22 protein-coding genes are annotated in these 15295 nt (G+C 69.1%); 6 read left to right on the top strand and 16 right to left on the bottom strand.

Translation table 11 applies throughout. The features are described 5' to 3' along the window. Positions 1-196 precede the first annotated feature (196 nt). Both ACFWHU_RS16620 and ACFWHU_RS16615 read left to right on the top strand, forming a co-directional pair. Positions 197-1090 (top strand): hypothetical protein, encoded by an 894-nt coding sequence (locus ACFWHU_RS16620; protein ID WP_385792599.1) that lies wholly within the window; start codon positions 197-199, stop codon positions 1088-1090. Positions 1091-1225: 135 nt separating this feature from the next. Beyond that, on the top strand, positions 1226-1666 hold the full coding sequence (locus ACFWHU_RS16615; RefSeq protein WP_387225370.1) for an Asp23/Gls24 family envelope stress response protein: 441 nt from the start codon (positions 1226-1228) through the stop codon (positions 1664-1666). Positions 1667-1730: 64 nt separating this feature from the next. Here the strand turns inward: ACFWHU_RS16615 and ACFWHU_RS16610 are convergent, their stop codons facing one another. The 11 genes from ACFWHU_RS16610 to ACFWHU_RS16560 all read right to left on the bottom strand — a co-directional run bounded on the left by ACFWHU_RS16610 (position 1731) and on the right by ACFWHU_RS16560 (position 7920). Continuing rightward, on the bottom strand, positions 1731-2225 hold the full coding sequence (locus ACFWHU_RS16610) for a hypothetical protein (protein ID WP_387225369.1): 495 nt from the start codon (positions 2223-2225) through the stop codon (positions 1731-1733). A 47-nt stretch (positions 2226-2272) separates the two neighbouring features. Next, complete coding sequence (locus ACFWHU_RS16605; RefSeq protein WP_387225368.1) at positions 2273-2662, bottom strand: gas vesicle protein K; 390 nt, start codon at positions 2660-2662, stop codon at positions 2273-2275. Positions 2663-2704: 42 nt separating this feature from the next. Next, on the bottom strand, positions 2705-2881 hold the full coding sequence (locus tag ACFWHU_RS16600) for a gas vesicle protein (protein WP_387225406.1): 177 nt from the start codon (positions 2879-2881) through the stop codon (positions 2705-2707). 110 nt (positions 2882-2991) lie between these two features. Then, a complete protein-coding gene (locus ACFWHU_RS16595; RefSeq protein ID WP_385792594.1) occupies positions 2992-3849 on the bottom strand; it encodes a GvpL/GvpF family gas vesicle protein in 858 nt (285 codons plus the stop codon). Next, positions 3846-4265 (bottom strand): gas vesicle protein, encoded by a 420-nt coding sequence (locus tag ACFWHU_RS16590; RefSeq protein ID WP_387225367.1) that lies wholly within the window; start codon positions 4263-4265, stop codon positions 3846-3848. The genes ACFWHU_RS16595 and ACFWHU_RS16590 overlap by 4 nt, the downstream gene beginning before the upstream one ends. Before the next feature lie 36 nt (positions 4266-4301). Beyond that, a complete protein-coding gene (locus tag ACFWHU_RS16585) occupies positions 4302-5432 on the bottom strand; it encodes an SRPBCC family protein (protein WP_387225366.1) in 1131 nt (376 codons plus the stop codon). Continuing rightward, the gene (locus ACFWHU_RS16580; protein WP_387225365.1) at positions 5425-6030 is read right to left on the bottom strand and encodes a hypothetical protein; all 606 of its coding nucleotides are present in this window, start codon (positions 6028-6030) and stop codon (positions 5425-5427) included. The genes ACFWHU_RS16585 and ACFWHU_RS16580 overlap by 8 nt, the downstream gene beginning before the upstream one ends. Before the next feature lie 26 nt (positions 6031-6056). Further along, positions 6057-6314, bottom strand: coding sequence for a gas vesicle protein GvpG (locus ACFWHU_RS16575; protein ID WP_387225364.1), 258 nt, complete (start codon positions 6312-6314; stop codon positions 6057-6059). Between the two features lie 43 nt (positions 6315-6357). Next, positions 6358-7071 carry a GvpL/GvpF family gas vesicle protein gene (locus tag ACFWHU_RS16570; protein WP_385792589.1) on the bottom strand — a complete coding sequence of 238 codons (714 nt, stop codon included), beginning with the start codon at positions 7069-7071 and terminating at the stop codon, positions 6358-6360. Between the two features lie 3 nt (positions 7072-7074). Then, positions 7075-7560 (bottom strand): gas vesicle protein GvpJ, encoded by a 486-nt coding sequence (gene gvpJ, locus ACFWHU_RS16565; RefSeq protein ID WP_387225363.1) that lies wholly within the window; start codon positions 7558-7560, stop codon positions 7075-7077. A gap of 63 nt (positions 7561-7623) precedes the next feature. Next, positions 7624-7920, bottom strand: a complete 297-nt coding sequence (locus tag ACFWHU_RS16560; protein WP_242571278.1) for a gas vesicle protein — start codon at positions 7918-7920, stop codon at positions 7624-7626. A 184-nt stretch (positions 7921-8104) separates the two neighbouring features. On the opposite strand from ACFWHU_RS16560, the gene ACFWHU_RS16555 reads away from it, so the two are divergent. From ACFWHU_RS16555 to ACFWHU_RS16545, 3 genes are all read left to right on the top strand, one after another. Beyond that, positions 8105-8473 carry a low affinity iron permease family protein gene (locus tag ACFWHU_RS16555; protein WP_385792586.1) on the top strand — a complete coding sequence of 123 codons (369 nt, stop codon included), beginning with the start codon at positions 8105-8107 and terminating at the stop codon, positions 8471-8473. Between the two features lie 138 nt (positions 8474-8611). Beyond that, positions 8612-9082 carry a MerR family transcriptional regulator gene (locus ACFWHU_RS16550; RefSeq protein WP_387225362.1) on the top strand — a complete coding sequence of 157 codons (471 nt, stop codon included), beginning with the start codon at positions 8612-8614 and terminating at the stop codon, positions 9080-9082. After that, positions 9048-10040 carry an aldo/keto reductase gene (locus ACFWHU_RS16545; protein WP_387225361.1) on the top strand — a complete coding sequence of 331 codons (993 nt, stop codon included), beginning with the start codon at positions 9048-9050 and terminating at the stop codon, positions 10038-10040. The genes ACFWHU_RS16550 and ACFWHU_RS16545 overlap by 35 nt, the downstream gene beginning before the upstream one ends. A gap of 45 nt (positions 10041-10085) precedes the next feature. Here the strand turns inward: ACFWHU_RS16545 and ACFWHU_RS16540 are convergent, their stop codons facing one another. Beyond that, entirely contained in the window at positions 10086-10826 is a 741-nt protein-coding gene (locus ACFWHU_RS16540) for an SDR family oxidoreductase (protein WP_387225360.1), read from the bottom strand. 145 nt (positions 10827-10971) lie between these two features. On the opposite strand from ACFWHU_RS16540, the gene ACFWHU_RS16535 reads away from it, so the two are divergent. Continuing rightward, positions 10972-11448, top strand: a complete 477-nt coding sequence (locus tag ACFWHU_RS16535) for an RrF2 family transcriptional regulator (RefSeq protein ID WP_385792582.1) — start codon at positions 10972-10974, stop codon at positions 11446-11448. Here ACFWHU_RS16535 and ssuE read toward each other — a convergent pair. The 4 genes from ssuE to ACFWHU_RS16515 all read right to left on the bottom strand — a co-directional run bounded on the left by ssuE (position 11397) and on the right by ACFWHU_RS16515 (position 15291). Further along, entirely contained in the window at positions 11397-12005 is a 609-nt protein-coding gene (ssuE, locus tag ACFWHU_RS16530) for an NADPH-dependent FMN reductase (RefSeq protein ID WP_387225359.1), read from the bottom strand. The genes ACFWHU_RS16535 and ssuE overlap by 52 nt on opposite strands. A 90-nt stretch (positions 12006-12095) precedes the next feature. Further along, positions 12096-12863: an alpha/beta hydrolase gene (locus ACFWHU_RS16525; protein WP_387225358.1), complete on the bottom strand. Its 768-nt coding sequence runs from the start codon at positions 12861-12863 to the stop codon at positions 12096-12098. Position 12864: 1 nt separating this feature from the next. Next, a complete protein-coding gene (locus tag ACFWHU_RS16520; protein ID WP_387225357.1) occupies positions 12865-13905 on the bottom strand; it encodes an LLM class flavin-dependent oxidoreductase in 1041 nt (346 codons plus the stop codon). A 45-nt stretch (positions 13906-13950) separates the two neighbouring features. Continuing rightward, on the bottom strand, positions 13951-15291 hold the full coding sequence (locus ACFWHU_RS16515; RefSeq protein ID WP_387225356.1) for an NtaA/DmoA family FMN-dependent monooxygenase: 1341 nt from the start codon (positions 15289-15291) through the stop codon (positions 13951-13953). Positions 15292-15295 lie beyond the last annotated feature (4 nt).

Raw genomic sequence — 15295 nt, 5'->3', positions numbered from 1 at the left:
ACACCTGTCCCCCGGCCCCCCGCCTGCCCTTCCCTACATCCCCCACCCCCCCATCGCCCCCGTGGGGGGGGGGGGGGGTCAATTCCCCGCCCCCCCCCGCCCCCGCCCGCGGTGCCGGGGACGCACCTCATTGCGGCGACGGAGCAAGCGCATGACACTTGAGGAGCGGGGGACACGCTCAGTGAGGGAGTGTCGTATGCCCCAGAGCGACAACGGTCAGGACGAATACGACCAGGAAGAATTCGACGGGGAAGAGGCGGAAAACGCGGAGGACACCGAGGACGCTGAAGTCGTCGCCGCGGAAGAGGAACCGGACGACTACGCCGAGGGCGAGGTGGTCGACCAGGGACCGCCGGATGTGTATCTCGATGTCCCGGTGCTCAATATCGAAGAGATTCAGCTCAATGTGCAGGATCTGCGGGCCCATGTGTCTCTGCAGGCCGAAGTCCTCGATCTGCTCAAGCTGAATGTCGGCGCTGACGTCACGCTGGGTTCGGTGGACCTCGACATCAAGGGTGTCGAGGCGCAGGCGCAACTGAAGGTCCGCCTTCACAATGTCGCGACCATCGTCAACCGTGTATTGACGACGATCGACCGGAACCCAGAGATCCTGGAGCAGTTGAGCAGGGGGCTGGGGGAGGCGGTCGAGGAAGTCGGTTCGGGCGCCGGGGGAGCCGTCAAGGAGATCGGCAAGGGCACCGGGGACGCGGCGGAGAGTGTGGGCCGGGGCGCCGGAGCCGCTGTTGAGGACGTCGGTGAGGGCGCCGGTGAAGCCGTGGAGGATGTCGGCGAGGGGGCCGGCGAGACCGTGAAGGGCGTCGGCGAGAGCGCCGGGGACAGCATCGAGGCCGTGGCGAAGAGTACCGGCGAAGCGGTGACCTCGGAGGATCCGGCAGGGAAGTCCCACACGGCGCACAAGCACCCCCGGAGGCACGAGAAGGACAGCGCCCCACGCCGACGCGGCGGTACGGCGGCGAAGAGCGGGCGGAAGCCGGGCGGACGCGCCGAGGAGCGCGGCGACGGGGCCGGCGAACAGCGCGATGCGCGGAACGCCAGGACGGCCCGCCGCCGCGACGCGTACAAACGCTGATTTCCCACGGGTATCCGCCGGCGGAATTCCTCACCCGAATGGCGTTGTCCGAATGTGCGGAGCACAGTGGGAAGGGGGACAGCCGCCCGGGAAAAATCTCTCCCGACTGTGACAACTCAGGAAGACGGGTCGGTCATGACAGTGAGCGAAGCCACATCGAAAGCAATGTCCAACGGCCATCACCACCGCCACGAAGTCAGAGGGAAGACGACGATCGCGGACTCGGTAGTGGCCTCCATAGCCGGTATCGCCACCCGGGAGACGTCGGGCGTGTACGCGATGGGCGGCGGCATTTCCCGGACTCTGGGAGCCGCCAGGGACAAGATGTCCCTCTCCGACGACGTCACACGCGGTGTACGGGTGGAAGTCGGTGAGAAGCAGGCCGCCGTCGACGTGAATGTGGTCGTGGAGTACGGCTATCCGATTCCCCGGACCACCGACGACATCCGGTCGGGCGTCTCCGACGCCGTCGAGAGCATGACCGGGCTCGAAGTCGTCGAGGTCAACATCGATGTCCTCGACGTGCACGTACCGGGGTCGGACGACGACAGCGGCGGTGCGTCCCGCACGCAGTAACGGTCCGCTTCACCGCGACGACACAACGGAGACGACCGACCGGCGGCCCCCGGCGGGCCGACCGTCAGAACCGGCCGCCCGTCATGCGGGTCAGAGGCCCTACGTGCGGCTTTGCCGTCTGGCGGCCCAGGGCGAACGCCCCGCCCGCCAGGCCGACGACTCCCGCCGCCGCGCCGGCGGCTATGGCCTTGCGGTGCTTGACGACGGTCCATGCGGTGGAGGCTGTGGCAGCCGCCTTCCCCGCCGTGGACAGGAGAGCCTGCTGTCCGCTCTCCCAGCCGCTGACTGCCGCCTGGCCGGCGCGCTTCGTGGCGTCGCCCGCCGAACGGACACCGCTCTCGACCGACTTCTCGGCGGCTCGCCCCGATTCCTTGGCCTTCGAGGCGGCGACAGCCGAGTCGGTCTTCGCGCGGCTCCCGGCGGCCTTGGCCGTCTTACGGGCGGGGGCGCTGGTGCGCTTCGCCGTCTGCCGCCCCTTGCCGGCGGCGGCCTTGGCGGTCGCGTTCGCCTTTCCCGCCGTGCCGTTCGCGTCCTTGTTTGCTTCGCTCTCTGAAGTCATGACGTTCGTGTTGCCGCTCGATGCGGCCTAAAACGCCGACACTCGGCTCAGCCGGAATCGCGGGGGAGCAGGGAACCGAGCGGACCGAGGTCGAGATTGAGGTCTTCCATGGTCAGGTCGTAGCGCTCACAGAGTTCGGTCATCCGGTCCTGGAGAATCATCAGCGTCATACCGATGCGCTCCTCCTGGTCCTCCCGGAGATCGCCCTGGTCGACCCGGTGCAGCGCGGTGCGCTCCATGAGCTGGCGCAGCAGTTCGACGATGGTGAGGACCAGCTTGATCAGGTCCCGTTCCACGGTGTCGGGGTCGGTCTCGAGGCGCTGGGCGATGCCGTCGCGCGGTGTGGGCTCGTCCGGCCCCGTCGGTACGAGATCGAACGCGCGTGCCGCCGCCTGTGCGACCTCCTGCAGGTCGTCGCCGCGCGTGGTGTCAGCCATCGTGAGTCTCCTTGTGCGCCCGCGGCGCCGGGCCCGCGTGGTTCACCACGGGGCCGGTCCGTCGGGTGTGATCGAGCGGATGACCGCCCGCAGGTTGATGTGCACGAGGTCCACGTCGGCGACGGAGAGTACGAGATCTCCGGTCAGGACCGCCCCGCCGGTCAGCAGCCGGTCGAGCAGGTCGATGAGCGCGACCTGCCGTCCGCCGAGGGACTCGATGGAGTCGTCGGAGCTGTCCGAGCCGTTCGAGCCGTTCGAGCCGGCCGGCGGCCTTCGGCCCCGTGTCTCGGCGAATCCGACCGTCGGCAGGGCCTCGTTCAGTTCGCCGTTCACCGTCGCCCGCCGTCCCCGCCGCTGCCGCCGCTGCCCTCGGCCGGCGGTGTCGCGAAGGAGTACGGCGCCCACGGACCGGTGATCTCGACACGTACGCCGGGAACGTCGTCGGCGAGCCCCGCCAGCGCCGCGTGGAACTCGGCCACACGGGTCGCCTCCACCAGATAGGCGTCGTTGGCGATGTTCTCGCCCGCTCCCGGAGCGAGGTCCCCCTGCTGGGGCCGGTGGGCCAGCCGGGCCCGGACCATCGCACCCACCCGGGCGGGCACCTCGGCCGCGACCGCCCCGGCCGCCTGATAGGCATCCCGGTGGTTACGGCGCTGGGCGCTGCGCTGTCGCAGGTACGCGCGCCCGGGGCTGGTCACCGCGGGTTCGCCCGCCGCCGTGGCCGCCGTCGCCGCCGTGCTTGCCTTGGCGGCCTCTCGCGGGTCGGCGTAGACCTTGACGCCCAGTTCGACATGGCCTTCGAGCCGGGAGAGCAAGTCACCGAATTCCACGGCCCGTTCGACCAGCATCTCGGTCACGCGCGCGTCGTCCAGATACACCGTGGCCAGCCTCATGGGCAGCACGGTCGCGCTCTCGTAGGCGGCCTCGACCACACAATGGTGCGCGCGGGCCAGCACTTCGAGCTGCTTGATGTCCTCCATCTGCGCCCGGAGACCGTCCGTACCGAAGGCGTCATGAGGCACCGACGACACCAGGGCCACGAGGTCCCCGGCGCGCACGGTCCGCAACGAGCCGCCGTGCGCCCCGGTGCGGCCGGACAGGGCGGAGTCCAGTGCGTCCCCGGCGCCGCCGACCGCGTAGACGTAACTCATCGGCGGGGCCACGGGGCGCGCCTCGGTGCTGTTCACCGCTTCCCCCTGTCTTCCACAGCGGCCCGCAACTCGGCGAGCTCGGCGCGTAGTTGGGCGTTCTCCAGTGCCAGAGGACCGGCCTCGCCGTCATCGGAGGACGAGCCGTGCACGCTGTGGGAGCCGTGGGATCCGTTCACCGACGGCGCGGGCCGGGCCCGGGAGGAGAGCGAGGGATCGTGCTCCCACCAGTCGATGCCCATCTCCTTGGCCTTGTCCACGGACGCGACCAGCAGCCTCAGCTTGATGGTGAGCAGTTCGATGTCGAGCAGATTGATCTGGATGTCGCCGGCGATGACGATGCCCTTGTCCAGCACGCGCTCAAGGATGTCGGCGAGATTTGCGGATGACCCTTGCTGGCCGTATGGGGACACCCCGGAGGAGGTCCCCATACGGCCGGCCAGTGAATCGGACACTGGAATCAGCCCTGTCTGTGCTGTCGGCGGAGTATGTCAGCGACTCGCCGAGGCGGTACGGCGCCGGGAACGCGGGGCCGGCTCTTCCTCTTCCTCGTCGTCGACGACTTCGTCCTCGTCCACGTCTTCGTACTCGTCGTCGGCGGGAGCTTCCTCGTCGGCGCGAGCTTCCTCGGCGGGAGCGTCCTCGTCGTCGGCGACCTCTTCCTCGTCGTCGTACTCGGCACGCTCCTCCTGGTCCTCCTCGGGGAGCTCCTCCTCGTCCGTGTACTCCTCGTCGGCCTCGGCCTCCGGAGCGTCCTCGCTCTCCTCCTGCTCACCGGCCTCTTCCTCGGCGGCGGCGTCGTCGTGCTCCAGCACGACCTCCCCGTCGCGGATCTCACCGCGCCAGCCGTCGGTGGCCTCGCCGCGCATCATGATGAACTTGCGGTAGAGCTTGAGGTCGAGACGGGCCCTGCGGCCCTGGGCGCGCCAGATGTTGCCGGTCTTCTCGAACAGCCCCTTGGGGAAGTATTCGAGAACCAGCAGCACCCGCGTCAGGTTGTCGGTGATGGCGTGGAAGGTCACCACACCCTTGACGGTCCCCTTGGCACCCTCGGTGGTCCAGGTGATGCGCTCGTCCGGTACCTGCTCGGTGACGCTCGCCTTCCAACTGCGGGTGGACTTGGCGACCTTCACCTTCCAGTTGCTGCTGGTGTCGTCGGCCTTCTCGACGCTCACGACACCCTTGGCGAAGGTGCTGAACTCCTGGAACTGCGTCCACTGGTCGTACGCCTCACGCACCGGCACACCGACGTCGATGTCCTCGGTGATGGTGACGCTCTTCGACTTGCCGCCGCCGCCCTTGCGTCCCTTGCCGAACAAACCCTTGACCTTGTCCTTGATGGTGTCCTTCAGATGGGAGGTACCGGCGGCCATGGCCGCCTGCGCGGGCGACTTGCCCTCGCCGAGCGCCTGGCCGCCCTTGGCCAGAGACTTCACCGCTCCGCCGGGACCGTTCTTGGGATCGGCCAGCTTCCCGACACCTTCGCCGAGCCGCTGCCCGAGGTTGGTGACGGCGTGCGTGGCGCGCGCCTTGAGGTAGTTCTGAAGCTCTTCCTTCAGACGGTCGGTGGCCGGATTCTTCGCCACGTCGTCCTTGAACTTGGTGAGGGTCGAGTCAGCCATTGTCGCCACCCCTCTCCTTGCGCCCGGCCGACGAAGCGGTCTTGCGCGCGGTGGACGTGGTCTTCTTGCGCGCCTCTCCGGTACGGCCCGAGGCGGTCCTACGGGGGCCGGACGCGGACTTGGCGGCGGTCTTGGCCGCCGGCTTGGCGGACCGCTTGGCGGCCGTCTTGCGGCGCGGCGCCGGCTTCTCGTCCGCCTCGTCCGACCGGTCGGCGTCGTCGCGGACGTCCTGGTCGTCCCGGTCGTCCTCGTCCAGGTCGTCGTCCTCGCGGTCCTCGGCACGTACGTCCTTGCCGTCGCCCTTGCCGTCGAGGCCCAGGGTCCGCTGGTGAAGGGAGTCGGCCAGACCGGAGGCCCGCTGCGTCAGGGCATTGGTGGCGGCGGACTTCGTGGCATCCACCAGTTCCTTGCGGACCTGGTCGTTGAGAGTGCCCAGAACGGGCGAGTTCGCCACCAGTTTGCCGAGCTGCTTCGGATCGAAGCTCAGTTTCTTGCCGGCCAGGAACATCCCGAAGCCGATGGCCATTTTCGCTTTCTTCGTGCGTCCCAGCAGGTATCCGCCCACCAGGGCGACACCTATCTTGACGTTGCCTGTCATCTCTCGTGCACCTCAATCTCCCCGTGTCAGGGATTGGCCCGCAGACGTCGCTGGTGTGCCTCGATCTCCTCGAGCCTGTCCAGCAGTTCGTCCTCGCGCCGGTCGAATTCCTCTTCGCTGATACCGCCGCTCAGCAGCTCCTTCTCCAGATCGGCCAATTCCTTGCGCACGGGATCGGGGTCGTAGTACTCGCGTTCAGCCGCGAGCACCACCTGATCGAGAACCCAGACGGAACCTCGCACGGGTGCGAGCGGCAGGGTGAGAATCTGCGAGATGAGGCCCATGGCGGATCCTCCGATCAGTGGGAGTCTGTCGAATGAGCGGAAGTCAGACGAAGCTGTAAGGGGGCAGCGGTCCGTTCAGGGTGAACTCGTAGTCGTCACCCCGGCGTTCCGCCTCTTCGTGAACAGCCTGTGAGAAGGCGGCCGCCTCGTCACGCTTCACCAGGAAGGACACATTCAGGAAATGCGCCTTGGTGGGATCGGCCCGGGATTCACGTTCCGCCGACGGAGTCAGTGCGCTCAGCAGTTCGCCCGCCAGCGCGTCATGTCGGACCTGGATCTCGCGGGAGACGAGTTCGCCCAGTGCCACCTTCTCGTCCTGCGCGGCGGGATTCTGGCGCGTGTACTCGCTCAGCCGGCGTACTTCGGCGGATTCGGCGAGAATTTCGCGCAGCAGGCTCTGTTCCTCCCGCGAGACCTTCAGGTTGTATTCCAGTCGCCCGTCGAGTTCGGTGAGGCGGGTGGTGTAGCTGTCCCGTTCCTCCTCCAGCGCCGTGCGCACCTGGTCGTCGTCGGGCCCGACGAGGCCGAACCGCATCGGCAGCGCGGCGCCGTCGGTCATCAGCCGTTCCAGCACGCTCTGGTGCGCGACGAGATCACGGCGCTTGGCACGCAAGTCCGGCGGCGTGTCACTGACGACGGCGCCGAGAGCCTTGGTCTTCACGGTCCGCAGGGCGGACGGCGGGTCGCCGACACCGTTGAGGCCGTCCAGCCGCAGCGGGTGGTCGGCCGCGGTGATGGCGTAGATGTACGTGGGCATCGCTCACTCCTCCCGGCGCTGGGTGGTGCGGCGGCTGCCGCTGGACGAAGCGGTCTTGCGCGCCGGCCGCTTCTCCTTCTCCTTGTCGTCGTCGGAGCTGGAGCTGGAGCGGGAGTCGGAGTCCGAGTCGGAACGGCCGCTCTGGAACGAGTCGGTGAAGGCTTCCACCGCGCCCGTCAGTGCTCCTTTCGACTTGCCCTTGGCCCCGCTCTCGACCGTGTCACCGACGATGTCGGTGAGCTGTGTCGGGGCCTTGCGGCCCGATTCGAGGTCAAGTCGGTTGCACGCCTCGGCGAATCGCAGATAGGTGTCGACACTGGCGACGACGACGCGAACATCGATCTTGAGGATCTCGATACCGACGATCGAGACACGAACGAAGGCATCGATGACGAGCCCCCTGTCGAGAATCAGCTCAAGAACGTCGTAGAGGTTTCCAGATCCGCTACCACCAGAGTTGGAGGCGTTGCTCTGCTGTACGAGACTCATCGTCGACCTTCCTTCCAATGAGTTCTGTTACGTGGTCCGGCCCGATCACGGTGCGAGTGCGACTCAGCGGTCGACCTGGCCCCGTGAGTACCGGCGAATTCGTTCGTAGCCCACGAGTTGGCCCTGACCGTCGAGGGAGACGCGATAGGAGGCCATGACACTGGTGGTGTCGGGGATCTTCTCGATCTCGACGACTTCCACATCAGCGGTCCACCCGTCGTCCGTGGCCTTCAGAGCGGACACGGAACTGGGCTCGCAGCGGAGCAGTTCGGCGAGTTGTCCGGCGGCCTTTCGCATCGCCGTGGAGATGTCGATACGCGCCTGCTTCTCTTCGCCGTCCTTGCTGTCCGTCGTAGCCATTTCCCCGCCTGTCGTACGTCGTCCGGAGAGACTTCCTGTCCGCCCTGTCCGGTTCATTTCGGTTGGCCATCGTTCGTGGTGTCAGTGCGGGTGCCCCTCGGATCCGAACGTATGCGTGAGAGGAAACACAGCGCGCCCGACGCCGTCGCCCGAGAACGGAAAGAACGTGTGTACGGTCGGGCGCATGACGCTTCAACATCCCGCGGACCGTGGTGGCGACAGGCCCGGACGGTTCGCCCGCCTTGCCGAGTACGCCTCCAACTTCTCGAGTTCACCGGCCTTCTTCGGGGTCTGCATGGTCCTCGTCGGCATCGTCATCGGCGCGCACTTCGCCAAGCTGGAGGTGACCTGGCTGCTGCTCGCCGGCGAGTCGATGACCGCCGTGACACTGCTGCTGCTCGCCCTGCTGAAGAACTCCGAGCGCCGTGCGGAGCACGCCATCCAGCTGAAGCTGGACGCCATAGCGGCGGCGCTCCTGGAGACGCAGGAAGGCAAGCCGGGCACGGCCGTCAAGAGCCTCAGGGAGGCCATCAAGATCGAGGACAACACCTGAGCCCGACGGCGCCGGGTGCGCGTCCGCGAGGAGAAGGCTCGGCCCACACTCCGCGCGTGTCCGCCACACGCCCGTCCGTGCCCCGGTCGGCCGCGTCGGTTTGACCTGTAGCGCGCTACAGGTCGCACGATGAACGACATGAGCGGACCACTGCTTCTCCCCGATGTCCCCGACGAGGTTCCGCCCGGCGGGCTCTCCATCGGGGAGACGGCGGCCCTGACCGGAGTCGGTGTCGAGACCCTGCGCTACTACGAGCGCGAAGGGCTGCTGCTGGACCCCGCGCCGCGAGACGCGGGCGGGCGCCGTCGCTATCGGAAGAACGACATCGCCTGGATCTCCGGGCTGGTCATGCTCCGCGAGACGGGAATGCCGATCGCGGACATGCGTGTCATGGCCGATCTCAGCCGCCGCTCCGGTACCGAGGCCGAACGCCTGGAGTTCCTGGAGCGGCACCGCGAACGCGTCATCGAAGAGATGGAACGCACGAAGCGGCACCTGTCCGCGATCGACAAGAAGATCGACGCGTACCGGCTGCACGCCGAAGAAGAAGCGCAAGAAGAAGGAGAGCAACCGCATGGGCACGACGATGAAGACCACGGAACTCGGTGACGGACTGCGGGTCTCCGTCCTCGGGCTCGGTGCCATGGGCATGAGCGCGTTCTACGGCAGCAGTGACGAGAAGGAGTCCGTCGCGACACTGCGCCACGCCGTCGACCAGGGCGTCACCTTCATCGACACGGCCGAGGCGTACGGCCCGTTCGAGAACGAGAAGCTGATCGCCCGCGCGCTCGGGGACCGGCGTGCGGAGGTCACCCTGGCCACGAAGGCGTCGTCCGAGACGGACGACGACGGGACGGTGCACGGACGTAACGGCACCCCGGCGTACATCCACCGGGCCGCCGACAGATCGCTGCGCCATCTGGGCACCGACGTGATCGACCTGTATTACCTGCATCGCGTGGACCCGCACGTGCCGATCGAGGAGTCCGTCGGCGCGATGTCGGAACTCGTCGCGGCGGGCAAGGTCCGTCATATCGGACTGTCCGAGGCGTCCGCCGCGACGATCCGCCGGGCCCACGCGGTCCACCCGCTGGCGGCCGTGCAGTCGGAGTTCTCCCTCTTCTCACGCGACGTACTGGAGAACGGCGAGAAGGCCGTCATGGACGAACTGGGCATCGGCCTCGTCGCGTTCTCACCGCTCGGGCGCGGGGTGCTCACCGGAGGCGTAAGGAGTCTCGACGACCTCGCCCCGGACGACGCACGGCGCCGGCTGCCGCGCTTCCAGCCGGAGGCCTTCGCCGCGAACCGCGCGCTCGTGGAGCGCGTGGAGCGGATCGCGGCGGACAAGGGCGTCAAGGTCGCGCAGGTGGCACTCGCCTGGCTGCTCGGCGAGGGAGTCGTACCGATCCCCGGCACGCGCCACCGATCCCGGCTCGACGAGAACGCCGCCGCCGCGCACATCACGCTGTCGCGGGACGAGCGGCGGCGGCTGACGGAGGCGCTGCCCGCCTCGGAGATCGCGGGCGGGCGCGACTTCGCCCCCGTGGCCGAGGGCGCCGACCGCTGAACTCCGGCCGTCGGCACGGGGGTTGAGGGGCCGCGCCGTCGGGAACTACCGGCCTTGCCGGATCCACTCCTCGTAGCGCGTGGACGAGAGATGGGCGTCCGGCCCCGCCGTGAGCACGTCGCCGGTGATGACCGCGAACATGCCGGCCCCGTCGTCGGTGGTCACCGTCCGGTCGTCGTGCTTGGCGGCCAGGGTGATCCGGCCGAGCTCGTCGAGACGGAAGACCTCCGGGCCGGCGATGTCGCGGATGCCCTGGAGCGGGGCGCCGGTCGCCACCTCGACCACGTTGTCGACGATGTCCGCCGACGCCATCGGCTGGATGGGAGTCGCGGGCAGCCGGACCGTGGTGTCGTCCGAGGTCCACGACAGGACGGCGTCCATGAACTCGAAGAACTGGGTGGCGCGCACGATGGAGTACGGCGTCGGCCCCTCGCGCAGCAGCTCCTCCTGGAGAGCCTTGGCGCGGTAGTAGTCCAGCTGGGGCACCTGGTCCACGCCGACGATCGAGAGGATCACCTGGTGCCGTACGCCGGCCTTCTCGCCGGCGGCCAGCAGGTTGGTCATGGAGGTACGGAAGAAGTCCAGCGACGCCTCGTCGAAGGTCGGCGAGTTCGCGAGGTTGACCACGACCTCGGCGCCGTCCAGCGCCTTGTCCACGCCCTTGCCCGTGAGCAGGTCGACTCCCGTGGACAGCGCCGCGGGGACGGCCTCGTGCCCGGCCGCGGTCAGCTTGTTCACGACCTGCGAGCCGATCAGTCCCGTACCACCGACGACTGTGATCTTCATGGCTGTCACCCTTCACCGCTTGCCGGAGGGCGCGCGGGAGTTCCCGTTGAGGACGCCGTCCTCAACTCGGATATTTATTGTCCGCAATCATAGTCGGATAGTATTTGTCCGAGTCAACGGGGGAGCGCGGAGCAAGGGTGAGGTCATGAAGTTGACGGGCGGCGTCGAGTGGGCGCTGCACTGCTGTGTGGTGCTGACCACGGCTCCCGATCCGGTGCCCGCGGCCCGGCTCGCGGAGTTGCACGACGTCTCCGCCAGCTATCTGGCCAAGCAGTTGCAGGCGCTCTCGCGGGCCGGTCTGGTCAGCTCCAGCCAGGGCAACGCCGGGGGGTACGCCCTGACCAGGGCCCCTGAACTGATCAGCGTTCTCGATGTCGTCGAGGCCGTCGACGGCTCGAAGCCCGCGTTCGTCTGCACCGAGATCCGTCAACGCGGTCCGCTGGCGACACCTCCGGAGGCGTGCGCGCGGCCCTGCGCGATCTCCCGGGCGATGGCCGGGGCGGACGCCGCCTGGCGTGCGGCACTTGAGGCGATATCCGTCGCGGACCTCGCCCGAGGTGTCACCGAGGACTACGGCCCCACCGCGCTGGCGGGTATCCGCACCTGGCTGTCCGGCCCCTGAGCACCGACGGCCGCGACATGAGAGGCCGAGCCCCCCAGCAGGGCGGAGAACCGGTCGGTGACCTGGGCCAAAGCCTCGGCGGCACCCGGCGCGACGGTCAGCGTGCCGTCGTCGCCGACGGTGATCTCCTTGTCGAGCGTGAACCAGCCGGGCGCGATGTGCCCGGCCCCCATCGAGCTGAGCACCGGGCGCAGCGCGTAGTCGATCGCCAGCACATGGGCCGTCGTGCCGCCGGTGGCCAGCGGCAGCACCGTCTTGTCGGTCAGCGCGTACTGCGGCAGCAGGTCGAGCAGCGACTTCAACAGCCCCGAATAGGCCGCCTTGTAGACGGGAGTGCCTATCACCACCCCGTCCGCCCGCGCGAACAGCGCCGTGGCCTCGACGATGGCCGGGTGACGGAAGTCGGCGCCGAGCAGGGCCTCGGCGGGCAGGGTGCGCACGTCCAGCGAGATCACGTCGTGCCCCTGGCGGCGGAGCCGGTCGTCCAGGTGGCGCAGGAGCAGCGCGGTGCGGGAGGTGGCGGAGGGACTACCGGAGACGGACAGGATGGCGGCCATGTGAGGACCCTTCCGGGGTTGGGGGTTCAGAGATGCCGGGGGACTGGGCGGTTCGGTCACGCCGGCGACGCGACTGTCGGACGGCGGTTCTCACCACGCGCTGGATTCCACCGCGACCACCGGCACCAGCTCGTTGCGCAGCGTCTCCAGGAAGGTGACGACCTCCGCTGCCACCGAGCGGTGCTGCACATCGTTCAGAACGTCGTGGTGGGCGCCGCGGACCACCGAAAGGCGGGCGCGGGCACGTGACTTCGTCGCGCGGACGAGTGCGTCGCGGTCCGCGAGCGGATCGGCGTCGCCGACGAGGAGCAGCGCCGGGACGTCCGACTCGCTGTCGAACGCGGCCCTGAGCAGCTCGTCCGGCACCGCGTCGCCGAGCGAGCCCCGTCGTACCTGTGAGTCGTCGGTGAGCGTGCCGCGATGGGCCGGGCAGGAGGTGCGTACGTCGAGTTCCTCGTCCCAGGTGCGGGCGGTGGTGACGGCGCCGCCCGGGAGCCCCGCGAGAACGACGGCGTCCGGCCGGAAGGCGGCCGGGTCCCGGTCCCTGCCGAGGAGCGCGGCGACGGCGACGGCTCCGGTGTCGGCCCCCACCAGTACGACCGGCTGCACGGCGTCGTCGTCGTCCGCGGTGTCCGCCACGGCCTCGGCGAGCAGTCCGCCGAAAGGGTCCAGCGAGTCCGCCGGGTCGCCGGTGTCGAGGGACGGGGCGTCGACGACACGGACCCGGTAGGCGTCGGCGGCGAGCCGCCTGCCGAGCCGGGCGTACGTCGCGCGGGTCTCTCCACGGCCGGGCACCACGACGATCGTGCCGCGCGTGCGCAGGCCATCGGGTCCGTAGTGGTCGGTGTACTCGGTCATCTCACACTCCTGCGGGTTCGGGGACCGGTCCGGCGGCGGACGCGGCCTGCCAGCCCAGGGCGGGCGCCACCTCGGTCGCGATGAGTTCGAGCGCCCGGAGCGCGGCGTCCTGGTCCGGGATCGCGGGGTTGAACTGGGTGATCAGGTCGGTCGCGACGGGCAGGACCCGCTCTCGCCGGAGCGCCTCGACGATCTCCTCGGGAGCGCCGTGGAAGGAGTGGAAGCGGCGCAGCGCCTCGTCCACGGACAGGCCCTTCGGGAAGGCACCGCTCTCCGACATGCGCAGCGCCGCCCCGTGGACGTCGTCGCTGATCTGCCGGAGCGCCGTGCGCCTGTCCTTCGCGGGGAACACGAACCGGGACAGCCCGATCCGCGGTCGCCGCGGCCGGTCCCAGGCGGCGAGGTACGCGTCCGCCCAGGGGCGCTGCACCTCGTCGGTGGGGGCGTCGAACCCGTACGCCGCACGGTTGAGCAGCAGGTTCGAGCCACCGGCCGCGGCGTAGGCGGCCCCGCTCTCGCTGAAGACGCCCTGCCAGATCCGGTCCGAGAAGCCGGTGGCCGCGGGCTGGATACGGAAACCGGGCGTACGCACCTCGTCGTTGGCCAGGGCGTGGCGCAGCACATCGAGGTTCTGGCTGGTCAACTCGCGTTTACGGGCGACGTCCTGGCCGAACGCGGCGTACTCCTGGACGTTGTAGCCGCTGCCCACGCCGATCTCGACCCGCCCGCCGCTGAGGGCGTCCACGGTGGCGACGTCCTCGGCGAGGCGGACCGGGTCCTCCAGGGGGAGGACCGTGATGGCGGTGCCGAGCCGGATCCGGGTGGTCCTCGCCGCCGCGTGGGCGAGGAACGTCCACGGTGAGGAGAGGCCGCCCCCGCCGGCGGGGACATGGTGCTGGGCGACCCAGCCGACGTCGAAGCCGAGTTCGTCGGCGGCGACGAAGAGGTCCTGCGCGTTGCGGTAGATCCGGGCCTGGTCGCTGCCGCGGCCCTGGACATGGGTGAGGAAGCCGAGTCTGAAGCGCGCTGTCTCGGTGGTCATCGTGAGTGCCTTTCGGAGACCGGACTGGACCGGGGGAGTGGCGGCTCAGTCGTTCACGAGCCGGGACTCCCGGCTGTGACGGTTGGCCGGGACCGGCAGGCCGAGGTTGCCGCGCAGGGTGTCGGCCGCGTACTCGGTGCGGAACAGGCCGCGCTTCTGGAGGATCGGGACGACACCGTCGACGAAGAGGTTGAGGTCGTCGTCGGTACGGAACGCGAGGTTGATGCCGTCGAAGGTGCCGGCCTCGAACCACTCCTCGATGGTGGTGGCGACGGTCTCGGGCGCGCCGACGAACGGAGACCGGCGGAACTCCCCCAGAGATGCAGCGACTTGACGGAGCGTCAGATTATTGGTCCGGGCCCGCTCGATAATTTTGGCGGCGCCGGTACGGCCGCCCTTCTCGGCGAGGTGGGCCACGTCCGGGAACGGCGCGTCCAGGTCGTGCCGGCTGAAGTCGTACGCCCCGAAGGAGCGGCCGAGGAGCGCGAGATTGCGGTCGAAGTCGTTGTCCTCCTCGAAGATCTCCCGCTCTCGGCGCCGGGCTTCCTCGTCGGTGCCGGCGACGACCGGACCGCCGTGGATGAAGATCTTGATGTGGTCGGGGTCGCGCCCGTACGCCGCGGTGCGCAGCTTGATGTCCTCGTAGTAGGCGCGCGCCTGCTCCAGCGGCCCGCCCGGCGCGTAGATGCCCTCGGCGACCCGCGCGGCGAGATCGCGGCCCTCCTCGGAGACTCCGGCCTGGAAGATCACCGGCTGGCCCTGCGGCGAGCGGGAGAGGTTGAGCGGGCCCGCGATCTCGAAGTGCTCGCCGGCGTGGTCGAGCGCGTGCAACTTGGCCGGGTCGAGGAAGACGTTGTTAGCCACGTCGGCCGGGAAGGCGTCGTCCTCGTAGGAGTCCCACAGACCGCGGGCGACCTGGACGAACTCCAGGGCGCGACCGTAACGGGTGGTGTAGTCGAGGTGTTCGTCGAGCCCGAAGTTCCTGGAGGTGCCGGTGTCGAAGCTGGTCACCACGTTCCAGCCGGCGCGTCCGCCGCTGATGTGGTCGAGCGAGGCGAAGCGGCGGGCGAGGTTGAACGGTGAGTTGTACGTCGAACTCGCCGTGCCCACCAGCCCGATGTGCCGGGTGTGGGTGGCCACCGCGGACAACAGGGTGAGCGGTTCTAGCCGGTTGAGGTAGTGCGCCGGGTAGGTGGCGTTGATGAACTGGCTGTCGACCACGAACAGCGCGTCGAAGAGGGCGTGTTCGGCCGCCTGGGCCTGCCGGATGTAGTAATTGATGTCGATGCTGGCGTTCTTGGCGACGCGCGGGTCCTTCCAGAGGCCGTGCTGGCCGGGGCCGCCGACGCCGTAGGGGTGCAGCGCGAGATGGATCGTGCGGGACATGGCT

Source organism: Streptomyces sp. NPDC060366 (assembly GCF_042725135.1).
Lineage (GTDB): Bacteria > Actinomycetota > Actinomycetes > Streptomycetales > Streptomycetaceae > Streptomyces.
Note: the sequence above shows the minus strand (reverse complement) of the source record. Positions and strands in the feature narration are given on the sequence as shown.